The 15,415-nt window shown below is 61.6% G+C and carries 16 protein-coding genes; 6 read left to right on the top strand and 10 right to left on the bottom strand.

Going from position 1 to position 15,415, the window contains the following annotated elements; all coding sequences use genetic code 11:
• Nucleotides 1–168 precede the first annotated feature (168 nt).
• Genes KSP9073_RS08695 through cyoD form a run of 4 tightly spaced genes read left to right on the top strand, consistent with a single transcriptional unit; the run spans nucleotide 169 to nucleotide 4,191 of the window.
• Nucleotides 169–1,104 carry a cytochrome ubiquinol oxidase subunit II family protein gene (locus tag KSP9073_RS08695; RefSeq protein WP_165814208.1) on the top strand — a complete coding sequence of 312 codons (936 nt, stop codon included), beginning with the start codon at nucleotides 169–171 and terminating at the stop codon, nucleotides 1,102–1,104.
• 8 nt (nucleotides 1,105–1,112) lie between these two features.
• Nucleotides 1,113–3,206 carry a cbb3-type cytochrome c oxidase subunit I gene (locus KSP9073_RS08700; RefSeq protein ID WP_108842564.1) on the top strand — a complete coding sequence of 698 codons (2,094 nt, stop codon included), beginning with the start codon at nucleotides 1,113–1,115 and terminating at the stop codon, nucleotides 3,204–3,206.
• Nucleotides 3,203–3,847, top strand: coding sequence for a cytochrome c oxidase subunit 3 (locus KSP9073_RS08705; RefSeq protein ID WP_108842565.1), 645 nt, complete (start codon nucleotides 3,203–3,205; stop codon nucleotides 3,845–3,847). The genes KSP9073_RS08700 and KSP9073_RS08705 overlap by 4 nt, the downstream gene beginning before the upstream one ends.
• Nucleotides 3,844–4,191: a cytochrome o ubiquinol oxidase subunit IV gene (gene cyoD / locus KSP9073_RS08710; RefSeq protein ID WP_108842566.1), complete on the top strand. Its 348-nt coding sequence runs from the start codon at nucleotides 3,844–3,846 to the stop codon at nucleotides 4,189–4,191. Before KSP9073_RS08705 ends, cyoD begins: the two co-directional genes overlap by 4 nt.
• A 109-nt stretch (nucleotides 4,192–4,300) precedes the next feature.
• On the opposite strand, the gene KSP9073_RS08715 is transcribed toward cyoD, so the two are convergent.
• From KSP9073_RS08715 to KSP9073_RS08755, 9 genes are all read right to left on the bottom strand, one after another.
• On the bottom strand, nucleotides 4,301–5,140 hold the full coding sequence (locus KSP9073_RS08715; protein WP_108842567.1) for a putative RNA methyltransferase: 840 nt from the start codon (nucleotides 5,138–5,140) through the stop codon (nucleotides 4,301–4,303).
• On the bottom strand, nucleotides 5,137–6,315 hold the full coding sequence (solA, locus tag KSP9073_RS08720) for an N-methyl-L-tryptophan oxidase (protein ID WP_108842568.1): 1,179 nt from the start codon (nucleotides 6,313–6,315) through the stop codon (nucleotides 5,137–5,139). Before solA ends, KSP9073_RS08715 begins: the two co-directional genes overlap by 4 nt.
• The gene (locus tag KSP9073_RS08725) at nucleotides 6,303–7,589 is read right to left on the bottom strand and encodes a dicarboxylate/amino acid:cation symporter (protein WP_108842569.1); all 1,287 of its coding nucleotides are present in this window, start codon (nucleotides 7,587–7,589) and stop codon (nucleotides 6,303–6,305) included. Before KSP9073_RS08725 ends, solA begins: the two co-directional genes overlap by 13 nt.
• 94 nt (nucleotides 7,590–7,683) lie before the next feature.
• Complete coding sequence (locus KSP9073_RS08730) at nucleotides 7,684–8,445, bottom strand: alpha/beta hydrolase family protein (protein WP_108842813.1); 762 nt, start codon at nucleotides 8,443–8,445, stop codon at nucleotides 7,684–7,686.
• 80 nt (nucleotides 8,446–8,525) lie between these two features.
• Nucleotides 8,526–9,920, bottom strand: a complete 1,395-nt coding sequence (hemG, locus tag KSP9073_RS08735) for a protoporphyrinogen oxidase (protein ID WP_108842570.1) — start codon at nucleotides 9,918–9,920, stop codon at nucleotides 8,526–8,528.
• 169 nt (nucleotides 9,921–10,089) lie between these two features.
• Nucleotides 10,090–10,956 (bottom strand): glutathione-dependent disulfide-bond oxidoreductase, encoded by an 867-nt coding sequence (gene yghU / locus KSP9073_RS08740; RefSeq protein WP_108842571.1) that lies wholly within the window; start codon nucleotides 10,954–10,956, stop codon nucleotides 10,090–10,092.
• 128 nt (nucleotides 10,957–11,084) lie between these two features.
• The gene (locus KSP9073_RS08745) at nucleotides 11,085–11,810 is read right to left on the bottom strand and encodes an SDR family oxidoreductase (protein ID WP_108842572.1); all 726 of its coding nucleotides are present in this window, start codon (nucleotides 11,808–11,810) and stop codon (nucleotides 11,085–11,087) included.
• 40 nt (nucleotides 11,811–11,850) lie between these two features.
• Entirely contained in the window at nucleotides 11,851–12,318 is a 468-nt protein-coding gene (locus KSP9073_RS08750; protein ID WP_108842573.1) for a nuclear transport factor 2 family protein, read from the bottom strand.
• Nucleotides 12,319–12,340: 22 nt separating this feature from the next.
• Nucleotides 12,341–12,952 carry an NAD(P)-dependent oxidoreductase gene (locus KSP9073_RS08755; protein ID WP_108842574.1) on the bottom strand — a complete coding sequence of 204 codons (612 nt, stop codon included), beginning with the start codon at nucleotides 12,950–12,952 and terminating at the stop codon, nucleotides 12,341–12,343.
• A gap of 172 nt (nucleotides 12,953–13,124) precedes the next feature.
• On the opposite strand from KSP9073_RS08755, the gene KSP9073_RS08760 reads away from it, so the two are divergent.
• Nucleotides 13,125–13,496 carry a winged helix-turn-helix transcriptional regulator gene (locus KSP9073_RS08760; protein ID WP_207771444.1) on the top strand — a complete coding sequence of 124 codons (372 nt, stop codon included), beginning with the start codon at nucleotides 13,125–13,127 and terminating at the stop codon, nucleotides 13,494–13,496.
• Nucleotides 13,497–13,503: 7 nt separating this feature from the next.
• Here the strand turns inward: KSP9073_RS08760 and KSP9073_RS08765 are convergent, their stop codons facing one another.
• Nucleotides 13,504–14,244, bottom strand: coding sequence for an SDR family oxidoreductase (locus KSP9073_RS08765; RefSeq protein ID WP_108842576.1), 741 nt, complete (start codon nucleotides 14,242–14,244; stop codon nucleotides 13,504–13,506).
• Between the two features lie 154 nt (nucleotides 14,245–14,398).
• Here KSP9073_RS08765 and KSP9073_RS08770 point away from each other — a divergent pair, with 154 nt between their 5' ends.
• Nucleotides 14,399–15,304: an oxidoreductase gene (locus KSP9073_RS08770; RefSeq protein WP_108842577.1), complete on the top strand. Its 906-nt coding sequence runs from the start codon at nucleotides 14,399–14,401 to the stop codon at nucleotides 15,302–15,304.
• The last annotated feature ends 111 nt before the right edge of the window (nucleotides 15,305–15,415 follow it).

The following is a 15,415-nucleotide window of genomic DNA, read 5'->3' on the forward strand; positions in this document are numbered from 1 at the left end:
CCCCGAACACGAGCACCGTCAAGTGATACCGAACTATCTCGCATCAGGGATTGAGGAGATATGTCCGTGACAGGACAAGGAAAACATCCGTTACACCGAAACAGGCTGCCCGCCCTGCTCGTTTTGCTGATATTGCTGTCAGGCTGCAGCGCGAACATGCCCGGCTTCATGAATCCACAGGGGCCGGTCGCTGAAGCACAGCGTCACCATTTCTGGGTCATCATCGCGCTGGTCATGATCGTGGTGATCCCGGTCATCATACAGACACCGCTGATCCTGTGGCGCTATCGCTACCGGGGTCACGCCGTTTATCGCCCCAAATGGTACATGTCGCGCTGGCTGGACATCATCATGTGGGCGGTGCCGATACTGATCGTCGCCATTCTGGGCAGCTATATCTGGCGCCAGACCCACGAACTCGACCCCTATCGCCCGATTGCCGGTGACCAGCCGCCACTTGAGATTCAGGTGGTGGGCTATGACTGGAAGTGGCTGTTCATCTACCCCGATCAGGGCATTGCCACCATGGGCCAGCTGGTCGTGCCGGTGAATCGCCCGATCTCCTTTGAGCTGACCTCGGCCACGGTCCTGCAGTCGTTTTTTATCCCCGCGCTGGGCAGCCAGATCGATGTCATGAACCGCATGGTGACACGCCTGCATCTCAAGGCAGATCATCCCGGACGGTTTGAAGGCAAGAACATGCAGTACAACGGCGAAGGGTTTCATCGCCAGCGCTTTGTCACCCGCGCCGTGGACGGTGACGCCTTTGACGACTTTGTGAAGCGCACGCGTCAGCTGGGTCAGCCGCTGGACCAGAGCGTCTACAGGATCATCGCGCAAAAGGGTGACAATCGTGATGTCGCCCGCACCCTTGGGCTGGATACCGATGACAGCGACGCCGTCATTCGCTTCTCGACGGTGCCGGACGGCCTTTTCCATACCATCATGACGGGCTCGCCGATCGACTGGTCTGCCATGACGATCCCCCCACCCCAGCAGGGTACCACGCGCACCAGCGTCATCGGGGCGCCATCGGATCATGACACCGCCTCTTCCTCCGATCACCCATCGTCTTCCCATGAGCGCAAGGAGGCGCAGCCGTGAGAGATGCAATGAGTTCGATATTCGGCCGGCTCGGCTGGGACGCGCTGCCCTTCTGGAGCATGCTGCACGACCACTCGGCCATGACCATCATCAATGGCATCATCGCCACCGGTGCCGCCAGTATGGTGGTCATTGGCGCCTTGGCCGCCATCGTGCTGGTGACCTGGCTTGGCAAATGGAAATACCTGTGGTCGGAATGGTTCACCAGCCCCGATCATAAAAAGATCGGCATCATGTTCATCGTGATTGCGCTGGTGATGCTGGCACGCGCCATCATCGAAGCCGTGTTCATGCGCGCCCAGCAGGCGGTAGGGCTCGACGGTGGCTTTCTGACCGCCGAGCACTTTGGCCAGCTTTTCACGACCCATGGCACCATCATGGTCTTTTTCATGGCCATGCCGTTTCTGACCGGCATCATCAACTATGTGATGCCGCTGCAGATCGGCGCGCGGGATCTCTCCTTCCCGGTTCTGAATCAGGTGAGCCTGGGGCTCACGGCCGCCGGGGCCGCGCTGGTCATGATCTCGCTGGTACTGGCGCCCTTTTCCATCGGTGGCTGGACCGGCTACCCGCCCTTTACGGAGCTTTCCTATAATCCGGGCGCCGGGGTGGACTACTGGATCTGGGCGGTGACACTCTCGACACTCTCCTCAACGCTGACCGGCATCAACTTCGCCGTCACCATCTTCAAGAAACGCGCGCCGGGCATGAAGCTCTTTCGCATGCCGCTGTTTACCTGGACGGCGCTATGTACCGCCATCCTGATGATCTTTGGCATGCCGCCCCTGACGGTTGCCACCGGCCTGCTGGCACTGGACCGCTATCTGGACTTTCACATGTTCACCACCGATCTGGGGGGGAACATGATGAACTACGTCAATCTGTTCTGGGCGTTTGGCCATCCCGAGGTCTATATCCTGATCCTGCCGCCCTTTGGCATCTTCTCCGAGGTATTTGCGACCTTCTCGGGCAAGCGCATCTACGGCTACAAACTCCTGGTGATTGCCACCATGTGCATTGCGGTGCTGTCGTTTACCGTCTGGCTGCATCACTTTTTCACCATGGGCCAGAGCGCGCACATCAATGCCGCCTTTGGCATCGCCACCATGCTGATCGGCATCCCCACGGGCGTTAAGGTCTATGACTGGATGCTGACCATGTATCGCGGCCGCATACGGCTCTCGGTGCCCATGGTCTATGCCATCGGCTTTATCATGCTGTTTGTGCTGGGCGGCATGACCGGCATCATTCTGGCCACGCCCAGCGTGGACTATCAGGTGCACAACTCGCTGTTTCTGGTGGCCCATTTTCACAACATGCTCATCCCGGGGCTATTGTTCGGCATGCTCAGTGCTACCAACTTCTGGTTTCCCAAGGCCTTCGGATTTCGTCTGGAAGAACGCTGGGGTTACCGGGCCGCCTTTTGCTGGATCATCGGCTTCATGCTGGCCTTCTTCCCGCTCTACGTGCTGGGGCTGATGGGCATGCCGCGGCGCTCGGTAGCATATTTCGAACCGCAATACCTGCCCTGGATGATCACGGCCGGCATCGGCGCACTGGTGATCCTGTGTGCCCTGCTGTGTCTTTTGATCCAGCTGTGGGTGAGCATTCGCGACCGCCACGCCAACAACGTTTTCGCCGGCGATCCCTGGGATGGTCGAACGCTTGAATGGGCCGTCTCTGCACCGCCGCCGGAATATAACTTCCCGGTGCTGCCCGAGATCTACAGCATTGATGCCTTCATGACAGAGAAGGACCGCGGTCAGGGCTGGCAGGCGCCGGACCGGTATGAGGATATCGACATGCCGGCCAATAGCGCGCTGGGGGTTGTGGTGGCCGTGACCGGTCTTGCCATGGCGTTTGGACTGGTCTGGTACATGTGGTGGCTGGTCATCGGCGCCGGGCTTTTAACGCTTGTCGCCGTTATCGCACGCGGCTTCGTCCGCCAGACGACCCGCACCATTTCAGCATCCGAGGTGCAGCGTACTCATGAGCACTGGCTGGAACAGGTGAGACGCACCACCCCCATCAAGCGCTCGCATGAGCAATCCACCGCCAATCACGGTCTACCCGTGCCACCGATCGAGGGCGCCGTGCAATGAGTTCGCGCAACACACACTCTCTGGAAGGCAACAGTCGTCACCCCGGTCTCAATCTGGGGCCTGCCCATGCTCAGGAAGAAGATACCCGCGAGGAGATGGTGTTTGGCTTCTGGGTGTTCATGATGAGCGACCTGATCATCTTCGGTCTGCTCTTTGCCACTTACGTCACCATGCTGGGCGGCACCGCCGGCGGCCCGGGACCCAAAGAGCTTTTCGAGATGAAAAGCGCCTTTATCGAAACCATGCTGCTGCTGACCAGCAGCTTTACCTTTGGCATGGCCTCACTGGCGCTCAAGTATCGTGAAGACAAGACCCGGCTGGTTTTCTGGCTGGTGGTCACCCTGCTGCTGGGCGTGGCCTTTCTGTTTTTCGAGCTAAAAGACTTTCACACCATGTTTGACAAGGGAGGCGTGCCATCGCGCAGCGGGTATCTGTCGGCGTTTTTCTCGCTGGTGCCGCTGCATGGCCTGCACGTCACCGGGGCCTGTATATGGCTTCTGGCACTGCTGGGTCAGATGACAGTGCATGGCCTGGATGCGCCGGTCAAAACCGGCATTCTGCGCCTGGCGATCCTGTGGCATTTTCTGGACATCGTCTGGATCGGCATCTTTTCACTGGTCTATCTGGGAGGGCTGTCATGAGCGCGCGTCCCCTCAACGAACAGCAGGCCCGCGAGTGCAAAACCGAGCAGCGCAGCTATCTATGGGGCTTTTTGCTGGCACTGGTGCTGACGCTGATTCCCTTTGCCCTGGTCGCCTTTACCGAGATCGAACGCCTGACACTCTGGATCACGATCGGCGTCTGCGCGCTGGCCCAGGTGGTCGTGCACTTGCGCTTTTTCATGCATATCACCCTTGCCAGAAACAAGCGCGAGGATCTGCTCTTGATCCTTTTTACCGTGCTGATTCTGGTGATTCTGTGCGGCGGCACGCTATGGATCCTGTTTGATCTCTATCAGCGCATGCTGCCGGGCATGATGCCCTGAGACAGGATCATCAAATGCAGGCTTGAGTGCCCTCAAAGCGTCAACGCGCGCCCGGTCCTGACCGGGCGCGCGTTTTTTTGAAAGGCAACCTTTCAGACACGCGTGAACCCTACAGGCGCAGGCTGCCGGTGAGCTGCACCTCGACCGTGACATCCAGATGGGCAAGCGCCTCGGCCTTCGCTCTCCCCTCGGCAGTGGCGCGGTAGAGATGCGGCGTCATCACCAGCAGATCAAGAATCTGCTCACGACTATTCAGCGTGCGGGCATAGCGCACGGTCTCGACCGTATCGGTTTTAAACCCGGGCTCGGGCGCCTGACGCGGCTCGCGGGGGGCCTTGAGCGTCGGATAGATGATTTCTCGCAGCTCAATCAGATGGTCAGGGCCGGCCTCGACCTCCAGCAGCAACCCTCCTGGCTTGAGCACGCGGGCGAACTCGGCAGGCGTCGGGAAGCCAAACATGCACAGCACTACATCAAGGCTTTGATCCGGCACCGGCAGTGCGGCGTTGCTGCCCACCACCCACCCCATGCGCCGGTCACGCCCGGCGGCGGCCTGAACCGCCCACTTGGAGATATCCAGTCCCAGCAGTGACAGCCTTCGAGCAGACTCGATACCAGCGAGCTCGCGCAGGTAATAGCCCTCGCCGCAGCCGGCATCCAGCACGGCCAGCGCCTGATGCGCAGAACCATGCGAGAGCACCTGACGGCTGACGGCCTCGGCAATGCCCTGATAGTGCCCGGCCTCCAGAAAACGCCGCCGCGCGGTGATCATGGCCTTGCTGTCGCCCGGATCAAGGGAGCGCTTTTTCTGGACCGGCAGCAGATTGACGTGGCCCTGACGTGACACATCAAAGGTATGGCCCTGCGGACAGCACCAGCTCGTTGAGGTCCGCGACAGCGGTTCGTGATCCAGCGGACAGATCAGTGACGTAAACGGTGCGATCGTCATTGGGTGCTCCCCTCCAGCGATGAAAATCTCGCCAGGCCAAACAGAGCCAGCTCCGGCAGGCGGCGCTGCTGATCAATCCAGATTCCCAGTGCCTCGCCCAATGCACTGGCAAACTTGAAACCATGGCCGGAAAACCCGCCGGCCACAATCAGCCCCGGCAGCGGCTCATCGATCAAAAAGTGTTCATCGGGGGTGCGAATGTACTGGCACACCGCGCCATGACGCAGCGCACCAATGCCCGGGAAGTAGCGATCCACCACCTGCTGAAGCTCGCTCACATCGTCCCCATGCTCGCCGAAGGCCGCCATTGCTTCACCGGATTCAAGCGGCTGGCCGCTGTCGTGACGGCCCATCTTGAAGCCGGCGCCCTCGATATCCGGAAAGCCGTAGTAGATCGCCCCTGATGGCGTGGTCAGGCTAAAGCCTGGAAAGTGATCCTGCGCGTATCGTGCATCACACGCATACCAGGCAAAGGTCTTGCGCACTCGCGTGAGCGGCAGATCCACCCCGAGCCCAGCCATCAGCGGCGCGATGCACTGACCACTGGAGAGCAGCACGCGCTCGGCGCCAAAGCGTTGACCGTCGGCGCAGATGGCCACCCAGCCGCCCTGCTCGCCGGCCTCGAGCCGGATGACCTGCGCCCCGGTGGCAAGCGCTATCCGCGGGCTGTGCTCAACGCGGGCACGCCAGCATTTGAGAATGCGCTCCACAAACAACACACCGGCCTCATGCTCAAAACAGCCGTGCAGGGTGTCATCCAGTGCCCAGCCGGGCCAACGGCGAGCGAGCTGGTCGCCCGGAAGACTGTCGAGCGCCAGACCATGCTGACGCGCACTCGCCTCGACCTGCGCGATGAAGGGCGCACCCGGAGGGCCGACGTTGACCACGCCGGTGGGCTGAAAAAGCGTCTCGCCGCTTTCTTCTTCCAGCTGTTTCCAGAGCTTGAGCGCACGCCGGGCCAGCGGCACGTAGCTGCTGCCCTCACCGTAGGCCTGACGCAGCAGGCGCGTTTCGCCGTGATGCGCGCCGTGCTCATGGGGCGGACTAAAGGCATCGAGCAGCTGCACGCTGGCATCACTGTGTCGGGCCAGCCAGTCGGCGGTTGCCATCCCCATGCTGCCAGCGCCGATGATCAGATAGTCGGTGCCCGGATAGTCAGTACTCAGGGCCGCCATAGCCGCGGCTCCTTTCTGGTGGATTCAACAGGGGCACTTGCCGGCTGGCCGAAACGACTACGGCCCTTGCGCTCGCTACGGGCAATCAGTGCTGTACCGGCCAGGTCACCGGTGACGTTGAGGGCGGTACAGCCCATGCCCACCAGCGCGTCGATCGAGGTCAAAAGCGCCACGGTCTCGATCGGCAGACCGACCTGAGAGAAGACGGTGGCGATCATGACGATACCCGCGCCCGGCACCCCGGCGGTACCAATCGAGATCAGGGTGCCGATCAGCACGATCTGGGCCATGGTGGCGATGTCCAGCGGCGTACCCATCACATTGGCAGCAAACACCGCCGAAATGGCAATACGGATGGCCGCACCATCCATGTTGATGGTCGCGCCCAGCGGCAGACTGAAGCCATACAGCGACTGTGGCAGCCCCATGCGACTGGCGGCGTTAAGGCTCAACGGGAGCACACCGGAACTGCTCTGGGTGGCAAAGGCCGTCGCCATCGGCGTGCGGGCCTCGCGGAAGAAGTCCCGAAGCTTCACGCCAAAAAGTTTCATCAACACGCAATAGACCAGCAGATGCACACCCAGCGCAATGTAGAGCACCATCACCATATCGCCGAGTGACAGGATAGTGGCAAGCCCCTGCTGACTGACCGTGTTGGCCACGATCGCGAACACGCCGATCGGCACCACATGCAACACGCCGGCCATCACCTTCATGGTCACGGCGTTGAGCCCTTCCAGCAGGCGATAGAGGTGATCGCCCATCTCGCGCTGGGCATCAGTGGAGCGCATGAACAAAAGCGCCAGCCCAAACACCACGGCGGTAAAGATAATGCCCAGTAGATTGGGCTCGGCAAACGCCGAAACGATGTTGCTGGGCACGATGTTCAAAAGTACCTGCACCAGCCCAGGGTTTTCCGGCACGCTCACGCTGGCACTGGTATCCAGCGTCAGCCCCTGCCCCGGGTTGAACAGTGTGGCGACCGCAAGCCCGACCACAATGGCCAGTGCGGTGGTCACCACGTAATAGAGCAGTACCTTGCGCCCGATTCGGCCCATGCTGCTCCCATCGGCCTGGTTGATGCCGACCATCAGGGTAAAGAGCACAATGGGCACGATCAGAAACTGCAAAAGACGCAGCAGCAGATCGCCCAGCGGCGAAAGCCAACTCACGTACTCGCCGCCGAACAGGCCGGCCAGTACGCCCAGCGCCAGCGCCAGCGTCACGCGCAGGATCAGGGAGGCCTTGAGATAGGCGCGAAACAGGGTTTTCATCAGACATCCTTGAAGACGGGAAACAACCTCGATCACAGCGCCGAACGGGCGCCGGGCGCGGCTGGACTGGCAGCCGCTTTGCTCTGGGCGGGGATTATGCCATTAACGTGCGGGCAAAAAAGGTCATCAAACGGGCATACCAGTCATTTTCGGCCTCACCACCGAGGATATGCCCCTCTCCCTGCATGTAGATCACCTCGGGCGTGCGCCCATGCCGCTTGAGACGCGCCTCCAGCCGGCGGGTCATGGCGACCGACCACAGGGTATCTGCCGTGCCATGGCTTAAAAAAAGCGGCCCGTCGTAGCGTTCGATCTCGATCGGCGTGGTGGGCAAAAGTCCCTCGCTGCTGCCCTGCCATGACCAGGCCCGCTGTGCCCCATCCCAGGCCTGCCAGCCCGGATCGCCGCTGTCGCGAAAAGTGCGGGCATCAAACCCACCGCAGACCACATCCGGGGGCGCATGCGCTGCCAGGCTATCGGGGAGGCCCTCAATACCGTCTCTGGCCATTAATGATGCCACCAGCAGTGCATGCTCGGCGCCTCTCGAGGCCCCATAAAGCCCTACCCCTTGACCCGTGAAGGCAAAGCCGCGTAGCGCCTGCAGGGCCGCCACCGTTCGCTCAAGCGGCACTTCAATGATCTGGCCGGCGTTCCAGGCATTGCCCCCGACAGAGAATCCCAGCGGAAAGGCCAGAAAACCATGGGCGGCCAGCATCACCGCATGGCGATGACTCCAGCCCGACCAGGCACCTTCAGAACCGTGCAGTATCATGACGGCCGGAAACGGCCCGTCCCCGGGCGGCCCATAGGTGGTCCCCCAGCCCGGCAGCGCACGACGAACAATGGCAGGTGTCATGATCAAACGCTCCATCCTGTTCAAGAATCACCGCCCGGTAACGGGGAGCATGGCCAACCGAACGAGGTGATGACCATCAATCAACCTTGCGCGGCCAGACGCTCACCCAGCTTTCTGCCGTTTTCCAGGCAATCCCCCACCGCAATACCATCGCGCCAGTTGCCCACCAGTGATAGCCCTTCATGGCGTGCCAACGCGGCATCCAGGCGCTTGATGCGCGCCAGATGCCCCAGCTCATACTGCGGAATGGCCCGCGGCCAGCGGCTGACCTGCTGCCAGACCGGATCACCACGAATGCCGAGCAGATCACGCAGGTCGTAAAGCACCTGCTGCACCTGCTCGGCATCGCTGCCTTCGGCGGCTTCAGGCTGACGTCGACCGCCGATAAAGGCGTTGATCAGGCAGTGTCCGGCCGGGGCGCGACCTTCAAAGATCGTCGAGGAAAACAGCGCGCCCAGCGTGCGGCGTTTTTCAATGCTCGGGATCAGCACGCCAAAGCCATCGAGGGCGTGGGTGACATCCTCACGACGAAAGCCCAGCGCGACGGCGTTGACCGGCGGATAGGCGATCTCCTCGAGCGGCGCGGTCAGTGACGCATCCAGCGGCGCCAGCAGTGTCACCACCACAGGGGCCGAGACGGCCAGTACCAGTTCACGCGTGCGAAAGCATCGCCCGGCACTATCGGTCACCTGCCAGTAATCTTCGGTCTTCTCAAGCGAGACAATATCGCAGTCACAGTTGATCTCGCCGCCATGGGTCTTGATCTCTTCTCCAAGCCGCTCGGCCAGGCGTTCAAGCCCGGTCGGGAAACTCACCAGCTTGCCGCGCCACTCGGCGGGGAGCTCGGGCGGTGTGCGGCGCGATTGCCAGAGCCTTGTCAGGCCGCCGCGAATCAGCGAGCCATATTCCTGCTCGATCGCCACCAGCCGGGGCATTGCGGCCCGTGCCGAGAGTCTTTGCGGATCACCGGCATAGACGCCCGACACAAAGGGATCGACCATGCGCTCCAGTACCCGCCGACCCAGGCGGCGCTCGACGAAGCCGGCCAGACTCTCCTCCGCGCCGCGGCTTTTTTTGACGAAAGGCTCGCGCACGATCTGTGACCACCCCTCACGCCCGATCAGGGCATTGTTCAGCGACCGCAGTGGGTGGGTCGGCAGCGCCACCGGGGCGCCATCCATCGCCACGAACCGCTTCTGGGCCGCCGGATTGGCCGACTGCGCCTCGCCCAGCAGATCCATCTCCTCGAGCAGACGATAGAGCGGCGGCTTCATGATCAGCGTGTTGGGGCCGATCTCGGTCTGCCAGCCACCGTCACACCGGGTGCTGATATTGCCCCCGACCCTCGATTCGCGCTCCAGCAGCGCGACCCGTTTACCGCCTTTGGCCAGCACTCGCGCGCAGGCAAGGCCTGTGGCGCCACCGCCCACCACGACCACATCATGAATATCGCCCTTCACGCTGCCCTCTTCCATTGATGCTTCCCCTGCCTGATTCATCCGGTCATGTCGTGCTGATCAAACCAGCATACGCAGCACCGCGGCATCCGGCACGTGACACATCGCCACCGGAGCGTGCCCTAGCACTGGCAGCATTAAAAAGCCCGGCACGAGGCCGGGCTTTTGCGCTCAACAGCAGAGACGATCAGCTCTGACCAATCTTGTCCTGCGTCTTCGTATCGAAGTCGCTCGCATCGTGGCGCTCGTGGAGCTGGGTTTCCGGCTCGCCGAAGGTGCGATTGACCATGCGGCCGCGCTGTACGGCCGGCCGGCCGTCGATCTCTTTCGCCCAGCGCATTACGTGCTCATAGCTTTCCACCTGCAGAAACTCGGCGGCATCATACAGACGGCCCAGCACCAGCTGGCCATACCAGGACCAGATGGCGATGTCGGCAATGGTGTACTCGCTGCCGGCCATATACGCATTCTCGGCCAGATGGCGGTCGAGCACGTCGAGCTGACGCTTGGCTTCCATGGCGTAGCGGTCGATCGGGTATTCCAGCTTCACCGGCGCATAGGCGTAGAAGTGGCCGAAGCCGCCTCCCAAAAACGGCGCACTGCCCATCTGCCAGAACAGCCAGTTCATGGTCTCGGTGCGTACCACATGCTCTTTTGGCAGCAGCTCGCCGAACTTCTCGGCCAGATACAGCAGAATCGAGCCGGACTCGAAAACGCGCGTGGGCGGCTCAGTGGTGTGGTCCGCCAGCGCCGGAATCTTGGAGTTCGGGTTGAGCTCGACAAACCCGCTGCCGAACTGATCGCCCTCGCCGATGTTGATCAGCCACGCATCGTACTCGGCGCCCTCATGACCGAGCGCCAGCAGCTCCTCGAGCATGATGGAGGCTTTCACTCCATTGGGCGTGGCCAGCGAGTAGAGTTGAAACGGATGCTTGCCGACCGACAGCGCCTTGTCATGGGTGGCCCCGGCCACCGGACGATTGATGCTGGCAAACTTGCCACCGCTCTCTTTTGGCTCCCACACTGTGGGCGGTGTGTATTGCTGATCACTCATGAGTCATTTCCTTGTCGCTTGCATGTGGGTGTCTGACACCCGGCGTCAGGAGAAAAGATAGCCTGTTAACGAAAAGGCATCGACCCTGAATCCTGTGCTTCATCTCTTTCACGCTCATGAGCGATGTTTTACCAGGCAAGCGTCTGCCCTTCAAAATCCACGAAGCGCTGCTCGGCCTGCCCGAGCGCCGCTTCCAGTACGGTCACCAGGCCGGTCGCACTCTGCTCGACCGTCACCGGAGCCTCTTCGCCCCCCATGTCGGTCTTTACCCAGCCCGGATGCAGGTTGAGCACGCCTACGCCTGCCGGTATGGCCTCGTTGATGGCAAACCCGCATGACAGGCTGTTGAGCGCCGCCTTGCTGGCCCGGTAGAGCTCGCGATCGCCCGAGTCGTTAAGCGACACGCTGCCCATGCGCGAGCTCACAAAACCGATCACGCCATGAGAGGCCATTGCTGGCAATAGGGCGCGGGCCAGTCGCAGCGGCGCCATGGCGTTGAGATCAAAGAGCTCGCCGGTCTCTTCCTGACTTGCCTGCTCGGCGCGCTGATGATCCGGCCCCATGATGCCGGCCGAAATCACCAGCAGATTCAGCGCCTGCACGCCAAGCGATGCGGCAAGCTCTGCAGGCCGGGCAGGGCTGGCAAGATCCAGCTCGACGATCTCCAGCGCCGCGTCATATTGCGTCTGCAGCTCTGCCAGCGCCTGCGGCGTGCGGGCGCTGTCACGCACCGTGGCCGTCACCTGCCAGCCACGCGCGAGCAGCACCTGTACCAGCCCCAGGCCTATACCACGGGAGGCGCCCACGACCAGCGCGCGGCGCCCGGCGTGTTCAACGGTTGCGGTATTGCTCATGTCCTCTCCCTGAGGTCGCTCGATTCAAAACGTAATCGAGTTAAAACATCGTGTTGTCGTTGGCGGATTTGTCCGGCACTGGCTGGATCACATCCCAGTGTTCGACGATTTTACCGTCATTGACGCGGAAGATATCCACCACGGCCTCACCCTGGTCCTTGTCGCTTTCGGTCGAGTGGACATGCAGCCAGACCAGATCGCCATCGGCGGCGCTGCGCATGATCTCGCTTTTATAGTCCGGATGCGCCTTGAAATAGCTGGAGAAATACTCGACCACCGGTGCCCTGCCGTCGGGCACACCCGGGTTATGCTGGATATAGTCGGGGGCCAGCACCTCGGCGCTTTTCTCGGTGTCATGGTCGTTGAAAAATCGGTTGTAGAAATCCACGACCAGTTCCCGGTTGGCTTCTTCCTGATGAATGTCTCGCTCTGACTGGGCAAAAGAGACGGCCGGTACGGCCAGCATCAGGACAGTTGTGGCAACGCCAAGAGATTTCAGTAGCGACATGGGAGAACTCCGTTTTGGGTGATCAGTAGCCGACAGTGAAACGCTGACGCACATGGGCAGGGCTTTCCAGCTCATCGACCATCGCCACGGCGTAGTCCTCAAAGGAAATGCTGGAGCCGCCCTCGTGGGTCAGGAGCTGATCATTACCAAGTCGGAACGCTCCGGTGCGCCTGCCGGCGACGAACTCGGCCGATGGAGACAAAAAGGTCCACTCCAGATCCGCCACGCCGCGCAGAAAGTCCAGAAACTCGCCACCGGCACGCGCCTCAGGCTGATAGGCCTCGGGGAAGTCTGGCTGATCGATGAGCTTTTCACCGGGCGCCACTTCCAGACTGCCGGCCCCACCAACCACAAGATAGCGCGACACACCGGCATCGCGCAGGGCGCCGACCAGCGTTTTGACGTCGCTGGTCCTGAAAGGGAGGGCACTAATGACGGCGTCATGCCCCTTGAGCAGCGCAGCGAGCCCCTCGCGGTCACCAGCATCGCCCTGCCTTGCGGTCACGCCGGGTAACAGCTCAATGTTGTCCCTGTTGCGGGCAATGGCCGTCACCTGATGGCTGCGATCCGACAGTTCCGCGAGAAGCCGCGAGCCGGCATTACCTGATGCTCCGATCAACGCTACCTGTGCCATGCACCACCTCCTGGCATTCGTGTATCATGGGTGGTCTAAAAGACAGACCGTGGAATGAACTTAAGCGCGTTGTGATGCCGGCGCAAGACGTCACACGCACCTGACAGGGTCACATCCGTGTGACCTGCCAGCTCTGCCCCGGCCACCCAACCACCCGATCGATGGCAATATCATGACAAAGATGCCCGACAACGACACCTTCGTCTTTGAACAGCCCTGTCCGATTCGCGACGTGCTCGACCGCATTGGCGATCAGTGGAGCCTGCTGATCATGGAGACCCTGGCGCCGGGCACCCTGCGCTTTAATGCCCTGATGCGCGAGATCGGCGACATCTCGAAGCAGATGCTGTCGCGTACGCTCAAGCAGCTCGAGCAGGATGGCTTTATCACCCGTACGCTCTACCCCGAGGTACCTTTGAGAGTGGAGTACGCCCTGACCGATCTGGGTCACTCGTTTCTGGAACCCATGCAGCAGCTGATCACCTGGGCGGAGACCCATCACCGCACCATCGTGATAGCACGCGAGCGCTATCAGTCAACGTAGGACCACCTCAGGCAAAGCCTCCATTGACGCGCAGGATCTGTGCGTTGACCCAGCCGCCATCAGGGCCGGCCAGAAAGGCCACGGTGCCGGCAATTTCCTCGGGCTGACCCAGCCGCTCAAGCGGCGCCATAGCCGCAATATGCGCCACCTGCTCCTCGCTTTTGCCTTCAAAAAAGAGTTCGGTGGCGACCGGCCCGGGTGCCACGGCGTTGACCGTAATCTCGCGTCCGCGCAGCTCATTGGCCAGCACCTTCACAAGCCCCTCAACGCCTGCCTTGCTGGCGATGTAGGCGCCGTAGCCGGGGAAGGATTTCGCCAGCACGCTCGATGACAGCGCGATGATGCGACCGCCCTGCGCCAGCACTTCGGCGGCTTTCGCCATCACCAGCCAGCTGCCACGCAGGTTGATCGCAAGCGTTTGATCCAGCACGTCCAGATTGTCGCTGGTGATGGGTGCCATCTTCATGATGCCGGCATTGTTGACGACCACATCAAGACGTCCGAACGCCGCCATGGTGGTGGCAAAAAGCTGCTCGACCGCCCCGGCATCGCTGATGTCGGCCTGGAGGGCACGTGCCTGCCCACCGGCCGCTTCGATCTCGGCCACAACCGAGGCTGCACATTCGGCGCTGCCGGCGTAATTGACGACCACGGCAAAACCATCGTTTGCCAGTTTCAGGGCAATGGTCCGGCCGATGCCGCGAGAGGCACCGGTCACCATGGCCACACGTTCGGGGTGTTTACTCATGACGCTGCTCCGTTTTCAGGGGTGAACTTCCAGGAGGGTGAACTTCTCTCGCCCGGCATTGCCACATCTTCAGGGGCCGTACCCGGGACTACACTGACCATAGTCTGTCCCGCCCTGACCGGCCTTTCGGTCATCCATGTCGAGGAGAAGTCACATGATCAATATCACTGGCGCAGGCCGCTATCCGCTGGGCGACGGGCAGGTTTGTCGAATGGGATATGGCGCCATGCAGCTGGCAGGTCCCGGAGTCTTCGGCCCGCCAAGGGATCCGGCCACGGCGCAGCGCGTGCTGCAGGCCGCCATCGAGTCAGGCGTCGATCATATCGACACGTCTGATTTTTATGGGCCGCATGTGACCAATCAGCTGATCCGCGAGGCTCTGCATCCCTATCCGGATCAGTTGCGTATCGTGACCAAGGTCAGCGCGCGGCGGGATGACAAGGGCGGCTGGCTGCCGGCGCTTTCCCCCGAGGAGCTGACCCGTGCCGTCGAGGACAACCTGAGACATCTCGGGCTCGAGGCGCTTGAAGTGGTCAACCTGCGCAGCATGATCGATGCGCACGGCCCGGCAGAAGGCTCGCTGGAAGGCCCCTGGACCACGCTGCTCGAGCTGAAGGCGCGCGGTTTGATCCGCCATCTGGGACTGAGCAATGTCACGGCCACCCAGGTGCGCGACGCGCAAAAAAGCGGCGAGGTGGCCTGCGTGCAGAATCAGTACAATCTGGCCCAGCGTCTGGACGATACGCTGATCGACGAGCTGGCCAACCAGAACATTCCCTACGTGCCCTTCTTCCCCCTCGGCGGTTTTACGCCGCTTCAATCAGACGTTCTCGATGAGGTGGCCGCGCGCATTGAAGCCACGCCGATGCAGGTCGCGCTTGCCTGGCTGCTGCAGCGCTCGCCCAATATCCTGTTGATACCGGGCACCGCGTCGCTTTCGCATCTTGAAGAGAATCTGGACGCCGCCAACCTGGTCATTCCTCATGCAGAGCTGGCCGTACTGGATCGGATATCGCGGGGAGACACGCAGGATCGCCCCTGGTCAGGGCATGGGGTCTGACACCGCCCCCCTTTGCGACGCCGGGCGGCCCGGCGGTCTGCAACAAAAGTCTCAGGGTTGCCTTGCGCGTTGACCGGTAAGATATCGCCCCCTTTCGACCCGAAAGCGTAA

Source organism: Kushneria phyllosphaerae (genome assembly GCF_900312995.1).
Classification (GTDB): domain Bacteria; phylum Pseudomonadota; class Gammaproteobacteria; order Pseudomonadales; family Halomonadaceae; genus Kushneria; species Kushneria phyllosphaerae.

Bases quoted from the DNA above. Each gene is read 5' to 3' on its own strand.
- KSP9073_RS08755 (WP_108842574.1), bottom strand. From the start codon at position 12,952: ATGGCACAGGTAGCGTTGATCGGAGCATCAGGTAATGCCGGCTCGCGG.
- KSP9073_RS08760 (WP_207771444.1), top strand. From the start codon at position 13,125: ATGACAAAGATGCCCGACAACGACACCTTCGTCTTTGAACAGCCCTGT.
- KSP9073_RS08725 (WP_108842569.1), bottom strand. From the start codon at position 7,589: ATGAAAACCCTGTTTCGCGCCTATCTCAAGGCCTCCCTGATCCTGCGC.
- solA (WP_108842568.1), bottom strand. From the start codon at position 6,315: ATGGCGGCCCTGAGTACTGACTATCCGGGCACCGACTATCTGATCATC.
- KSP9073_RS08715 (WP_108842567.1), bottom strand. From the start codon at position 5,140: ATGACGATCGCACCGTTTACGTCACTGATCTGTCCGCTGGATCACGAA.
- KSP9073_RS08745 (WP_108842572.1), bottom strand. From the start codon at position 11,810: ATGAGCAATACCGCAACCGTTGAACACGCCGGGCGCCGCGCGCTGGTC.
- KSP9073_RS08705 (WP_108842565.1), top strand. From the start codon at position 3,203: ATGAGTTCGCGCAACACACACTCTCTGGAAGGCAACAGTCGTCACCCC.
- KSP9073_RS08750 (WP_108842573.1), bottom strand. From the start codon at position 12,318: ATGTCGCTACTGAAATCTCTTGGCGTTGCCACAACTGTCCTGATGCTG.
- hemG (WP_108842570.1), bottom strand. From the start codon at position 9,920: ATGGAAGAGGGCAGCGTGAAGGGCGATATTCATGATGTGGTCGTGGTG.
- yghU (WP_108842571.1), bottom strand. From the start codon at position 10,956: ATGAGTGATCAGCAATACACACCGCCCACAGTGTGGGAGCCAAAAGAG.
- cyoD (WP_108842566.1), top strand. From the start codon at position 3,844: ATGAGCGCGCGTCCCCTCAACGAACAGCAGGCCCGCGAGTGCAAAACC.
- KSP9073_RS08695 (WP_165814208.1), top strand. From the start codon at position 169: ATGAATCCACAGGGGCCGGTCGCTGAAGCACAGCGTCACCATTTCTGG.
- KSP9073_RS08700 (WP_108842564.1), top strand. From the start codon at position 1,113: ATGAGTTCGATATTCGGCCGGCTCGGCTGGGACGCGCTGCCCTTCTGG.
- KSP9073_RS08730 (WP_108842813.1), bottom strand. From the start codon at position 8,445: ATGACACCTGCCATTGTTCGTCGTGCGCTGCCGGGCTGGGGGACCACC.
- KSP9073_RS08765 (WP_108842576.1), bottom strand. From the start codon at position 14,244: ATGAGTAAACACCCCGAACGTGTGGCCATGGTGACCGGTGCCTCTCGC.
- KSP9073_RS08770 (WP_108842577.1), top strand. From the start codon at position 14,399: ATGATCAATATCACTGGCGCAGGCCGCTATCCGCTGGGCGACGGGCAG.